We start from the raw sequence: 14114 nt of genomic DNA, 5'->3' as shown, positions 1-14114 counted from the left end.
AAATGAAGAAACCTCTTAACCCATAACTCACTGAGATACTTCCGAAACTGTGGTAGCGCAACGGCTTTTTTTTATGGCTTTAAATTCGCTAAATTTGTTATATGAATCCTTCTCTAGAATTACAGCTGAAAACTTTACCATCTGAACCGGGCGTTTATCGTTATTATGATAAAAACGACCAGCTACTTTATGTGGGTAAGGCTAAAAATCTGAAGAAAAGAGTCCTTTCTTATTTCAATAAAAATCTATCGGGCTACAGAACCCGGATCATGGTGGGCAAAATCCAGCGCCTGGAAACGACGATCGTCAACAGTGAGTATGATGCCCTGCTGCTGGAAAATAATCTCATCAAGGAACATCAGCCGTTTTATAATGTGATGCTGAAGGACGACAAGACCTATCCGTGGATCTGCATCAAAAATGAAGATTTCCCGAGAATATTCCTGACGAGGACCAAAATAAAAGACGGCTCCGAATATTACGGACCGTACGCCAAAGTGCGTCCTGCAAAGATCCTGCTCGATACCATTAAACATATTTACAAGCTCAGGACCTGCAACCTGAACCTCGCTCCGGCCAAGATCGAAGAAGGAAAATACAAGGTCTGCCTGGAATATCACATCAAAAACTGTGAAGGGCCATGTGAAGGACTTGAAAGCAAGCAAGATTATGATGAAAAGATTGATGCCATCCGCGGTATCATTAAAGGGGATTTCCGGAAAGCAAAAGAGTACCTGGTAAACCAGATGATGAAATATGCGCAAAACCTGAAGTTTGAAAATGCACAGATCGTAAAGGAAAGGCTGGATGCCCTGGAAGACTACCAGGCAAAAAATACCGTTGTAAACCCAAGTATCGATGATGTGGATGTTTTCGGAATGACGAGTGACGAAACGGCAGCTTACGTGAACTTCTTCAAGATCAGGAATGGAAATATCATCCAGAGTTTTACTACTGAAATCAAGAAAATCCTTGAGGAAACTGATGAAGAAATCATGGAACAGGCTTTAATTGAGATCCGTCAGAAGTTTGATTCCGATTCAAAAGAGGTTCTGCTACCCTTCCATCTGCCAATTGAAATTCCGAATGTTAAGCTGATCGTGCCTAAAGTGGGTGACAAAAAGCGTATCGTAGAACTTTCTGAAAAGAATGCAAAAGAATATCGCCTGGAAAAGCTGAAGCAGGTGCAGATCGTAGATCCTGAAAGACATACCAACCGCATCATGGCCGAAATGCAGAAATTGTTGAGGATGCCTGTAGAACCACGCCACATCGAAGGTTTTGATAACTCGAATATCCAGGGAACCAATCCCGTTTCCGCATGTGTTGTCTTCAAAGACGGCAAACCGAGTAAAGCCGACTACAGAATCTTTCACCCGAAAACGGTAGAGGGAGCAAACGACTTCGCGACCATGGAAGAAGTGATCTACCGACGTTATAAAAGGATGCTGGATGAAGGAGAAAGCCTCCCACAGCTGATCCTGATCGATGGCGGAAAAGGGCAATTGTCGTCGGCGGTAAAAAGTTTACGTCTTCTCGGTTTATACGGGAAAATTACCATTGTGGGAATTGCCAAAAGACTGGAAGAGATCTTTTTTCCCGAAGATTCTATTCCTTTATATCTCGATAAAAAATCCGAAACCCTGAAGATCCTTCAAAGAGTGCGTGATGAGGCCCATAGATTCGGAGTAAAACATCACCGGACAAGACGAAAGAATTATACCATAAAATCTGAGCTTGAGGAAATCCCCGGCGTGGGCGGAAAGACGATCGAATTGCTTCTATCGCGGTTGAAATCAGTAAAAAGAATTAAAGAATCCAGCATGGAAACCTTGGAGGAAATCATTGGGAAAAGCAAGGCGAAAATTGTTTGGGAATTTTTCAATACTCCTTGATTTATATTGAAATATTTACTAATTTTAGCCTATATTTTAAAAAAAATGAAAAAAACCATTTCTCTTATTTTACTGATTAGTATAAATTTTTATTATTCTCAGTTTTTTGAACGTGTAGGTGCTAAATATGAGCTGTCTACGACCAGCACCAAAGCAGAACTTTTAAATTATCCGGAAATCAAGGGATCACCTTACCTGAGCGAAGGTTTTACGACGGCGAAAGTTGCATGCTGTAATGAAGTATTACCAATGAGATACGACACCTACGCAGATCAAGTCGAATATTCAAAAGACGGACAAGTCTATATTTTAGCAAAAGAACAACCTTATACAAAAATAATTTTTAAGGATTCAAATACCACTCTTGTTTTGGAAAATGTTGAGAAAAACAGTGAGCCAAAATATTTTGTGCTATTAGCAGACGGAAAAAATTCTTTACTTAAGAAAGTAGGATCTATAATTCAGCAAAACAGTGCTACAACTGCTCTTAACAGGAATCCTGCGGCTTATTCTTCTGCTAAAGCAGGTGAAAAAGCTTCTTTTAAAATGGTAAACCTTATTTACTACCTGAAGACTGCTACAGGCAGGATTAGTGAGATTAAGGATAAAGGAGACGTACTTGCCCTATATCCTGATAAGACGAATGAACTGAATACTTTTTTCAAATCCAATAAAGTAAAGTTTAATAAAGAAGAAAGCTTAATAAAGCTTGTTACTTTTATCAATAGCCTGCCATAGATCCGTTTCGAAAAATACTGAGTTAGACTTAAAATAATTCATTAAGAATTAATGAATATTGATAATATTATTTAGTAATTAAAGAGACTTCCTTTTGTGACAGTCTCTTTAATTGTTTGCTATTTTTTAAGAATTTTATTCAGAAACTCTCCTTTATTCGTTTTGGTCTTTAAGAAATATATTCCTGAAGTCAATTCTGATATATTGACTTTTCCATTGAAGTCTGAAATATTTTTAACCAGTTTACCGCTCGCATCAAATAATTTAAGACTTTCGATTTTAGTATCGTCCTTAACTTTCAGCGCAAACTCATCCGAAACAGGGTTTGGATATACCTGAATGCCAGGGCTGACATTCTTCGCACCCGACACTGCATCATTCACAACTAAGTAAACAGGAAGCGGATCTGTAACTGTATACAATTCATTTCCATGTTCCTTGGTATAGATGGTCAAGAATAATTTTTCATTATCCGTACCCATCTTGAGAATATTTTCATTGGCGAGTAACTGGTTATCATCATTGGTAATAAAAATATCCAAAGGAACTGTACCTGTTGAAATCCCATTAGATCTCCACACCTTTTGAGAATCTCCATTCAGGAAATACAGATAATTATTAACGCAAGTCATATCTTTTATTGCAGAGAAATTGGCTCCTAAACTCACCGTTCCTGCGGTTGTACCATCAGTTTTCAACAATTCCGTCGAATTGTTATTGGTGAAAAACAATTGATTTCCACATTTTTTAAATTTAACATCACCAAAAAAATTAACCGGTGAAACTTGCGTGGTTCCGGCCACCGTTCCATCAGTAAAATACAGTCCTGACGGATATCCTGTAACGGCATAAAACAATTTATTATTCAAGATTTCCGTATCACTATTAATATTTGCCGAACCATATAAATCACTGTGAGATCTCAATAAAACAGAAGAAGCCAAATCACCATTGGAAGCAAAAAGCTCTGTATTCGAGATATTTGAGAATCCTTCTTTCCTCGTTGAATAAAATAGCTTGTTATTTAAACTTCCGACCACTTTAATATTTCCGTCTGTTCCATCCTGGAAATTAACCTGAATTGTTTTTGTTGTATTCGCTTCAGTTCCGTCCGATTTCCAGATGCCGAGTTTACCGTCCTGTTTGGCCACAAAATAAGCAAATCCGTTCAGCACAGTTGTTTTCGAGTCTGTATTGTACATACTTCCCATACTTTCCGTTGAAATATCTTTCACAAGAACCGCTGTATCCGAATTGTTATCAATTTTCCAAAGTTCTGTTCCTAATACGTTGTTGTATCCTGAAAACAGTAAGGTATTGTCATTAAGATTAACGTAGAATGAATTATCATAAATTACGGTATTTCCCGTAGGTATAACAGCTGAATTTGCAGAAGTTCCGTCTGTCCTGTAGAATCCACTCACCGGATTGGGCGTGTTGTTTTTAGTGTAGAGAAAGTTTCCGACTTTAAAAAGACTATCTTTAAAATTCGTATACATTCCCTGGCCAAAAGATCCATAGGTAAAATTGGTAAATCTTGTGATCTGCTGGGTGGTTTTATTTCTCTTGTAAAACTGGCTGTTGGATTCTCGGTCTGCCGCAATAAAAATCAGATCATTATTCAGCAATTCGTAGGAATGAGGCGAACTGCTTTCATATCTGCTGATATCCGATGCCAAGACAGCGGATTGCGCAGACGGATCCAGGGAATATAGTTCCATCCCATTCTTAGAGCTACTGCCAGCCAGATAAACTTTTGAATTATAGTCCACAACGCCGTTGGCTGCTGTCATGCCAATTGTGCTCATTTCAAATGTCTGGGCAGAATTTCCATTGGTTATCCAAAAGCGGTTCCATTCATTCGGTTTTGTAAGAATTAAATATTGTTCATCCGAACTTGTGCGGTATAAAACATTATTGGTAGGTGTATTAAATAAAACGGTTCCGGCTTCGGTGCCGTCTGTTTCCCAAATGTAATTGCCATAGCCCGGACTTATTCCGTTTGTGTTGTTGTCAAAGTAAATTTTATTGCCCAGTTTCAGAAACTTCTGATTGATACTCATAGAACTGGTCGTTCCGGGATAAATATCTTTTAAAATTTTTGTTCCTGCAACGGTTCCGTCTGAGATCCATGGCTCAGAACCTCCGGAAGCATTAAATCCCATAAAAACAAAATAATCTCCTCCTGAAGCGCCTTCCAGTTGAGGGGTATTCTGCATTGGGAGCAGGGGATTTGTGCCTGCCATAGTTCCGTCACTTTCATAAAGCACATACCCGTTCGCCGTATTCGCCATGAAATAAAACTTTCCATTGTTTAGCGTTAACATTTTAAAATCTGAAATACTGCTTCCGCTGTTAGGCGCAATATCTTTTACTAAAGAGGTTCCGGCAACGGTACCGTCGGATTTCCATATTTCTTTGCCCGAAATTCCGTCATTTGCCGCAAAGATCAACTGATTATTGTAGGGATATAATTTTACATCCCCGGAATATTCGAATGTTTTTAATAAAGAAAGGTTATTCGAGACTGTATCGAATGCCCAGAGTTCCCTGTTCTGATAATAGAAAATTTTATTTCCTACAACGACGAACTCATTAATGGAATAATTGGAATTGATATCCTGCCTTTTTACTGTTCCTGCAGGCGTTCCATTCGTTTCCCAAATCTGATATTCTGAATAATTTTGCTGTGCCAAAAAGTAGACTTTGTTATTCAGCTTTACAAATATGGAATTGGAAGGGATCCCGCTATTATGTCCGGCAAAAATATCTTTCAGCAATGTCGACTTCTGTGTTGCGGTATTATAAACCCAGGGTTCCAATCCTTCATCCGCATTTCGGGATGCTGCAAAAATAATGAGATCATTGAGTCTTATTAAATTGTACGGAGAACTTCCTGCTCCATAATGAATCTCATTCAGTTGGGTGTTAAGTATCTGAGCATATGAATATGTAGCAAATGCGATTAACAGAGTCGTACAAATCTTTTTCATGGTTCCTTTTTTTGGTAATCCCTGACTCATTCTTTCATTTGAGGAGGGGTAAAACATTTCTGTTTTATATTTCTAATTATTTCTTTGTAAATATCTCTTTAATATATGCTCCGTCACCCTTCGGAATTTCTATTACGATATTTCCGTTTTCATAATAGCCAAGTGTAGATTCTCCATTCTGAAGCTTTACTCTGAAAACATCATTTTTTGTTGTTGTCGTAAAGGTGGCAAACGGTGAGGAACTGCTTGAATTCACTAAGATATACTGAGCATTATCAATCTGAACCTTCTGCAGATCAATTTTACCATTGCTGAATCGTACGACAGAGTTATCGGCCATTGTTGAAGAAGAACGATCAGCTGACTCAGCTGCCGGAATCACTGCTTCCTTAACGCTTTCCTTAGTAACCGTATGATTATTAACTGGATTGGCAGTAGCAATAGATACAAACGTCCTGTTTAATGCGTCCTGGTAACCTTCCTTATATTCCTTGATGCTTGAAGCACCTTTTACAGAGGAGATTACTTTATCATTACAGTCTTTAAACTGAAGCATTACTTTATTTCTCAGGAAACCGCTGTCGTTTAATACATCAGCGATCAACACATCACAAGGGTTGGCCTTCGCTTCTGTCGGCCATTGTAATTTATCGGATGGAATTACAGTATAATTCTTAGACCGTAAAGTTTTCGTCAGAAGGTCTGCCAGTCCGAAATCTTCCTTAAAAGTTTCAAATTTTGCCGGAAGAGAGATGTATTTGTAGTCGGAAACTTTTTGTCCGAAAATCAGCATCGAACAGGCTGTCAGTATAGCAATTGATAATTTTTTCATTTTTTTTAATTTAATCATTTCTGAACTGTCCCATATCCAGTTTCAGGGAGAAAAAGTTGGAATAGAAATTCGATCCGCCGATTCCTGAATTGGTGATTGCATAGTCTAAAGTAAGCCCTCTGTAACGGATCCCGATCCCTGCGCTCGGCTGGAAAGAAACTTTTCTTCTCAGATCTTCGATATCGGTGATGGATTGGAATCTGTTGACCCCTAATCGTACAAAAATCATTTTCTGGTAGCCGAGTTCCGCTCCGGCGTAAGGCGTTAAACTGGCGAAATCCGTGGAAACCAAAGCCGCCGTTTTCGCAAAATCCACATTGATCCCAGCTTCCGGCAATACATACACACTGCTGTTGATTTCAAACATTTTGCTGGCGCCTACATTCAGTTTAGGCATGGTAAGCTCCATTTTGTCTTTCGGGGCCGGGTTGAATTCCTCACCGTTCACAACGGTGGAAAGTTCTTTCTGATTTACACTCCAGAAGTTTACCGTAGTCGTAGCGTCTCTTAACATCCCTCCAAGTTTCCAGCCGTTGTCCAGTTTGTAAATGGCTCCGACATCGAAACCAAAGCCGTATCCGTTGGCAAATTTCCCAACGTTCCGGTAGACGATTTTGGCGTTGATCCCGACATCCAGCTTGGTATTTCCCCCAGGATTAAAAGCATACGAAAGGATCGCCGCATAATCGGACTGAGAGAATTTCGTGATTTTATCGTAATCAATATTTCCTTCGGTATCGATCAATTGGGTCGTATTTAAGATGTTATCGACTCCCAATCTTACAACAGAAACTCCGAAAACGCCTGTTTCCAGCACTTTGGCATAAGCAAGGTAATCGTATTTTGCAATAGACTCAAAATATTCGGCGTGCATGGCAGCTCCCTGCCAGTCTCTTTCCACGCCCATCAAACCCGCCGGGTTCCACATCGGAGAATAGACGTCATCCTGGTTGGAGATTACCGCTCCTCCCATGGCCAGTCCCCGGGCACCCGCTCCGATGTTTAGGAATTCGTTGGAGTATTTCCTAATGATCTGGGATTGCGACATCCCAAAAACCAGGGCGAACACAAATAAAAGATATTTTTTCATCATATCAATTGATGCTTAATTTAAAGTTTTTTGTTTCTTAGCTTTTATCAATCCGTTGACAATGATTGCCAGTATCATAACTCCTGAAGCGATATAAAAAACCGGACTCATGTGTTCTGATTCTCCAAAGATAAAAAAAGCTAGTATAATTCCGTAGACCGGTTCTAAATTAACTGTTAAAATTAACGTAAACGGCGAAATATATTTCATCAGGTTCACCGATTCCAGCATCGGGAAAGCCGTGAAAACACTTGCCAGTAAGCCTATTAACGCAAGATCACGGTAACTTATTTCATTGATCTCAAAAATCTGTCCGCTGAACAGATAAAACAGCATCAAAATAAACCATCCTGAGAATATTTCGTAAAAAATAATGTTTCCGGAGCTCGTTTTCCCAAACATCTTCCCGTTGAAAACCGAAAATATCGTCCCGAAAACGGCACAGAGTACTCCGTAGAAAATTCCCTCTTTATACTGAAATTCCGTTTTGAAGATCAATAAAATGCAGGCTACGATCACCACGCCCATAATGACTTCCGAAATATCAATCTTCCTTTTAAAGATAACCGGTTCCAGAATCGAAGCAAACAGCGTCGACAGGGATAGGCAGCTCAGGGCAATCGAGACGTTGGAGATTTTAATCGAATGAAAGAAACAGTACCAATGCAGCGCCATCGAAAGGCCGATGGCTGCTAACTGAAAAAATACTTTCTTCGAAACCTTAATGCTGTCTTTTCTGAAAACACGAATATATACAAACAGACAGATGGCCGCAAACAGCATCCTGTAAAAAACCAGGATTTCCGCATTCGCATGAATCAGTTTTCCCAAAATTGCCGTAAATCCCCATAAAAACACAATCAAATGCAACCTGAAAAGAGCTAATTTATGCATATCCTACCTTCTTATACAATTTTTGCAAATTTACAAATAGGTTTTACAAATAGCATAATAAATTTATATTAAAACAATGGTTTTTTTTGAGAAAGTTTAACGGGTATTATTAGCAAAATTTTAGGAATAACAACAAAAGTTTTTAACGCTAACGATGCTAATAATAGGTTACGTTCTATCCGCATATTTTCCGGGCGCTAATGCATTTCATTCAGCAAATGATAGCACTGGATATTATTTAAAACTGTCTCTTAAAGATTACCGAAAAATTTTGAAATCCGTTAGGTTTATGTAGTCCTCCAATACATGGATTCTGATATTTCCAAGAGCATTCCGGAAAGCATTTATATGGATATATAAAAAAAACCCTGAAAATTTGTTCAACTTTCAGGGCCTTCAAATAATAAACTATTAAAAAAATAAACTAGGAACTAGAGAAGGGTGAGATATCACTCTCACTTTCTCTATGGTAAAGTTAGCAATTTACGAACCATAAAAAATATATTTTTTGTTAAAAATTTCATAAATTTCTGAAAACCAATTTATTAAACAATTGTTTACATCAACTTTTATTCCATCCAAAAAATAGTATCTTTAAAGGGAAAAAATTGAAATTTTTATGGACATTGAATTCAACAAAAGAGAAGATCAGAACAGATTAAAATTATCCGAAATCAATCGCCTGCTCTCAGAAATAAAAAAAGGGGGTGGTGAAAAGAGGCTTCAGAAGCTTCGTGAAGAAGGTAAAATGACAGCCAGGGAGAGAGTAGAATATCTTCTCGACAAAGATTCAGATTCCATAGAGATCGGTGCTTTTGCCGGTTATGAAATGTACGAAGAGCATGGCGGCTGCCCAAGCGGCGGTGTTGTCGTAGTAATGGGCTATGTTTCAAGAAGACAATGTATCATTGTTGCCAATGATGCTTCGGTAAAAGCCGGTGCATGGTTCCCGATTACCGGAAAGAAAAACCTGAGGGCCCAGGAAATTGCCATGGAAAACAGGCTTCCGATCATTTATCTGGTAGATTCTGCCGGGGTTTACCTGCCAATGCAGGATGAAATTTTCCCGGATAAGGAAATGTTCGGAAGGATTTTCAGGAACAATGCCAAAATGAGTGCGGCAGGAATTGTCCAGATTTCCGCAGTGATGGGCAGCTGTGTGGCCGGAGGGGCTTATCTTCCGATTATGAGCGACGAAGCAATGATCGTGGAAGGAACAGGATCAATCTTTTTAGCGGGAAGTTATCTTGTAAAAGCGGCGATCGGAGAAAGTATCGACAATGAAACGCTGGGCGGAGCAACCACACACTGCTCGATTTCCGGGGTTACCGATTATAAGGCAAAAGACGACAAGGATGCGTTGAACCGGATCAAAAATATTATGAAGTCTCTCGGAAGTACCGAGAAAGCTGGTTTCGACAGAATTGAAAGTGCCCAGCCGAAAGAAAAGCCGGAAAATATTTTCGGAATCGTGCCGGTTTCTAGGGCAGAACAATACGACACGTATGAAATCATCAAATGCCTGGTTGATCATTCGGAATACGAGGAATATAAGCCTGATTACGGTAAAAGCATCATCTGCGCCACGGCAAGGATTGACGGCTGGTCCGTAGGAATTGTGGCCAACCAGAGAAAGCTGGTAAAGAGCGGGAAAGGCGAAATGCAGTTCGGAGGTGTAATTTACTCAGACTCTGCAGATAAAGCAACCCGGTTTATTGCCAACTGCAACCAGAGAAAAATTCCATTGGTATTCTTACAGGATGTTACCGGTTTCATGGTCGGTTCCAAATCCGAGCACGGGGGAATCATTAAAGACGGTGCAAAAATGGTGAATGCCGTTTCCAATTCCGTAGTTCCTAAATTTACCATCATTACAGGAAACTCTTATGGAGCCGGAAACTACGCCATGTGCGGAAAAGCCTATGATCCGAGGCTGATTGTAGCGTGGCCATGGGCAGATCTTGCGGTAATGGGCGGCGCACAGGCAGCAAAAGTTTTGGCTCAGATCCAGGAATCCACCCTGAAGAAACAAGGTAAGGAAATTACGGAAGAAGAACATAACGAAATTTTAGACACCATTTCTAAAAAATACCAGAAACAGACCGAAGCGACCTATGCAGCGGCAAGGCTTTGGACAGATGCCATCATCAATCCGGTAGACACCAGAAAGTGGATCTCTATGGGAATTGAAGCAGCGAACCATTCACCGATTACTGAAAAATTTAATTTGGGAGTGATACAGGTTTGATAATTGATAATTGATAATTGATAATTGATAATTGATAATTGATTACAAAATAAAAAAGATGTGAAGAAATAATTTCACATCTTTTTTATTTTATCAGGGAACATATTTTTATTTACTTGTACTGCTATCCGCCACTACCTTTTAAGCCGTGTCTTCCACCATAGCCCCGATTGCCGCGGCATCCTTTTTTTGAAGTGGGAGAGGCAAGGAAAAAAAAGATATAGCAGAAAGCGGGAAATAGCTCCTAAAAATAGAATCAGGAAAAGAACACCCCCGTTCTGAATCTTTCTTTATTCAGTTTTTTATTGACGGCCAGGCCCCAAAGGATAAATTCTTTCAGGAACAGCATGTCTTCCGGCTTTGTATCAGGCTGGTACTTTTCGATGATTTTATCCAGCGGACTGATCCTGTTTAAATTTTTAGCATACACTTCATCCGAAGATTCATCGGTGATTTCCAGGAATCCGTCGTCTTCCATAAACCAGTCCGTAATCTGGCTGAACGGTCCATCCACATTCTTTTTTTCCAGCTTCTCGACTTTCGGAAAATAGGTCATAAATAATGTTTTTACCGCATTATCAAGCAACATTTGCGCTACTGCTTCGGCACCTTCCTGCTCACCTTCATACACCAGTTCCACTTTTCCGGTAATGGCAGGGATGACGCCTACGAAATCGCTTAGGCGAACCGATGTGGTTTCTTCTCCCGTCAGCAAAGCTCTTCTTTCTGCGGTACTCAGTAAATTTTCAAAAGCGGTAATGCTCATTCGGGCACTTACCCCGCTTTTGGCATCCACATATTCACTTTCCCGGGCTTCAAATCCGATCTGTTCCAAAAGGTCTTTCGCCAGATCAGGAACATATACTCCATTTTTCTGACGGCTATCCAGACTCGATTCATAGCGGGTAATTTCTTTCGCAATATGTATGTTTTCAGGATAATGCGTTAAGATTTGCGATCCGATCCGGTCTTTCAAAGGTGTTACAATGCTTCCCCGGTTGGTATAATCTTCCGGGTTTGCCGTAAACACAAACTGGATATCCAGTGGCATCCTTACCTTAAATCCACGAATCTGCACATCGCCTTCCTGCAGGATATTAAACAGCGAAACCTGGATTCTTGCCTGAAGATCGGGCAATTCGTTAATGACAAAGATGGATCGGTTTGCCCTTGGAATCATCCCGAAATGGATTACTCTGTCATCGGCATACGAAAGCTTTAAATTAGCCGCTTTAATGGGATCGACATCTCCGATAAGATCCGCTACCGTTACATCCGGTGTTGCCAGCTTTTCGAAAAACCGCTCATCACGATGCAGCCATTCGACCGGCGTATTGTCGCCTTCTGTTTCTATCAGTTCTTTTGCATACCGCGAAATCGGGTTCAAAGGATCGTCATTAATTTCGCTTCCCTGTACAAAGGGAATCCACTCATCCAGCAGCGAGGTCATCATTCTTGCCAATCTGGTTTTAGCCTGCCCTCTTAATCCTAATAAATTAATATTATGCCGGCTCAGGATAGCCTGTTCCAGCTGAGGGATTACTGTATTTTCGTATCCGAAAATTCCTTCAAATACAGATTCTTTATTTTTTATTTTGTTTCTTAAATTCTCTCTTAGCTCGTCTTTAATGCTTTTGGTCTGATAACCTGATGCTTTTAACGAGCCTAATGTTTTTATCTCTGGCTTTGCAGTCATTGTACTTAAATGTAATTATAATATTTGATTGATGTTTAGAATATCAATTGTAAACGATTAACGTATTTTTTTCTTACGGTTGGCTTCATAATCTTCGAATATCATTTGCCCAAGTCCGTTAAGTCCTGTATAAAATGCTTTTCCCTGATTGGCTTCCGTAAATTCGCTTACAAAATGCTGAAGATAAGGATCCTGGGCAATCATAAAGGTGGTGATCGGAATATGCAGCCTCCTGGCTTGCGCAGCCATATTGTAGCATCTCTGCACCACATAATCGTCCAGGCCGTAAGAATTCATATAGTAGGTCCCATCGGGCTCGCGTACGCAGCTTGGTTTCCCATCGGTGATCATGAAGATCTGTTTATTGGTATTCCTTTTCCGCCTTAAAATATCCATCGCAAGTTGAAGTCCTGCAACAGTATTGGTATGGTAAGGCCCCACCTGCAAATAAGGCAGTTCCTTTATTTTGACCGGCCAGGCATCATCCCCAAAAACAATAATATCCAGGGTATCCTTCGGGTAACGGGTGATAATCAGTTCAGCCAGCGCCATGGCTACTTTCTTCGCAGGGGTAATACGGTCTTCTCCGTACAGGATCATGCTGTGGCTGATGTCGATCATCAACACTGTACTCATCTGCGACTGGTGGACACTATCTTCCACGATCAGGTCATTTTCCGTCAGATGAAAATCACCGATCCCGTTATTGATCTGTGCATTTTTTAAACTTTCCGTGATGGAAATTTTCTCAACAGGATCCCCGAAATTATAATTTCTGAATTCGCCGGTCGTATCTTCACCGGTTCCGCTCTTTTTAGTCTTATGGTTTCCGTTTCCGCTTTTTCCCAGGTTTCCGAAGATCTGATTAAGAGCCTGCTTTCGGATGTTCTGCTCCATTTTTGAACTCAGCTTAATTCCGTTTCCACTCCCGTTAGGATCAATTTCCTCACGGATGTAGCCTTTCTTTTTAAGATCTTCAATAAAATCGTCAATGGAATATTCAGGGGTTGTCAGCTGGTACTCCTCGTCCAGCATTCTGAGCCAGTCAATCGCTTCATCAAAATCCCCGGAAGTGTGCGTCAACAGATCCGTGAAGATTTCCAACAACCGATCGAATACGGATAATTCCGGTGCTTTGTAGGTTTCAAACCTAAAACCTTTCACAATATGCTCTTTCATAATCTAAAGTTACGATATAAATCTACGATAGCCCGAAAGATTTCGTCTATTTTAGTTTTTATGATTAAGAATAATTACAGAATAATGCAATTTTTCAGGAGCTGCTTCCCGGTATCCACTCTTACTCCTCGCGCCGATCTTAGCCCTGGCTTAAAGCCTTCCTTTGCCTTTTCTGCTGTGGGGTATCCGTTTCTATCGGGGCTAGGGTGGCAGACAAGCGTATAGGCAGTAGGCAGTAGGCAGTAGGCAGTAGGCAGTAGGCAGTAGGCAAAATTAAAGAACCGGGAGATAATAATGGTGTTCTTGTTTAAATAAAACTGGATATTTTTAAACCTTTTATTCAAGATCGTTTTTCTCGTCCTTTCTTAAACCGTGCTTTTCCTACTTGATTCTTTTTCCTTCTTACTTAATTCTTTTTACCTTTTCCCTGGCTCTTTTTCCTTTTCCCTTTGGCTCTTTTCTCTGGGGTATAGACATAAAAAAACCTCACACATTGCTGTATGAGGTTTGTAAAAAAACTGGCGGCGACCTACTCTCCCGCGTTAGCAG

The 14114-nt window shown here is 40.2% G+C and carries 9 protein-coding genes; 3 read left to right on the top strand and 6 right to left on the bottom strand.

Translation table 11 applies throughout. From position 1 onward, the window contains the following. Positions 1-101: 101 nt before the first annotated feature. Positions 102-1895, top strand: coding sequence for an excinuclease ABC subunit UvrC (gene uvrC, locus AC0N32_RS12360; RefSeq protein WP_476394174.1), 1794 nt, complete (start codon positions 102-104; stop codon positions 1893-1895). A 45-nt stretch (positions 1896-1940) separates the two neighbouring features. Continuing rightward, positions 1941-2633, top strand: a complete 693-nt coding sequence (locus AC0N32_RS12355) for a hypothetical protein (RefSeq protein ID WP_476394173.1) — start codon at positions 1941-1943, stop codon at positions 2631-2633. 119 nt (positions 2634-2752) lie between these two features. Here AC0N32_RS12355 and AC0N32_RS12350 read toward each other — a convergent pair whose 3' ends face one another. From AC0N32_RS12350 to AC0N32_RS12335, 4 genes are all read right to left on the bottom strand, one after another. Continuing rightward, positions 2753-5626, bottom strand: coding sequence for a T9SS type A sorting domain-containing protein (locus AC0N32_RS12350; protein ID WP_476394172.1), 2874 nt, complete (start codon positions 5624-5626; stop codon positions 2753-2755). 76 nt (positions 5627-5702) lie between these two features. Further along, complete coding sequence (locus AC0N32_RS12345) at positions 5703-6458, bottom strand: hypothetical protein (RefSeq protein ID WP_476394171.1); 756 nt, start codon at positions 6456-6458, stop codon at positions 5703-5705. 10 nt (positions 6459-6468) lie between these two features. Continuing rightward, positions 6469-7551: a putative type IX sorting system protein PorV2 gene (locus tag AC0N32_RS12340; RefSeq protein ID WP_476394170.1), complete on the bottom strand. Its 1083-nt coding sequence runs from the start codon at positions 7549-7551 to the stop codon at positions 6469-6471. 12 nt (positions 7552-7563) lie between these two features. After that, positions 7564-8442 (bottom strand): DMT family transporter, encoded by an 879-nt coding sequence (locus AC0N32_RS12335; protein ID WP_476394169.1) that lies wholly within the window; start codon positions 8440-8442, stop codon positions 7564-7566. A gap of 619 nt (positions 8443-9061) precedes the next feature. On the opposite strand from AC0N32_RS12335, the gene AC0N32_RS12330 reads away from it, so the two are divergent. Then, complete coding sequence (locus tag AC0N32_RS12330; protein WP_476394168.1) at positions 9062-10690, top strand: acyl-CoA carboxylase subunit beta; 1629 nt, start codon at positions 9062-9064, stop codon at positions 10688-10690. Between the two features lie 256 nt (positions 10691-10946). Here AC0N32_RS12330 and AC0N32_RS12325 read toward each other — a convergent pair whose 3' ends face one another. Together AC0N32_RS12325 and AC0N32_RS12320 are read right to left on the bottom strand one after the other, a co-directional pair. Next, positions 10947-12386, bottom strand: coding sequence for a sigma 54-interacting transcriptional regulator (locus AC0N32_RS12325; RefSeq protein ID WP_476394167.1), 1440 nt, complete (start codon positions 12384-12386; stop codon positions 10947-10949). 57 nt (positions 12387-12443) lie between these two features. After that, a complete protein-coding gene (locus AC0N32_RS12320) occupies positions 12444-13565 on the bottom strand; it encodes a vWA domain-containing protein (RefSeq protein WP_476394166.1) in 1122 nt (373 codons plus the stop codon). Positions 13566-14114: the final 549 nt, after the last annotated feature.

The organism is Chryseobacterium endophyticum (genome assembly GCF_056333165.1).
This window is presented reverse-complemented; position numbering and strand designations above follow the sequence as displayed.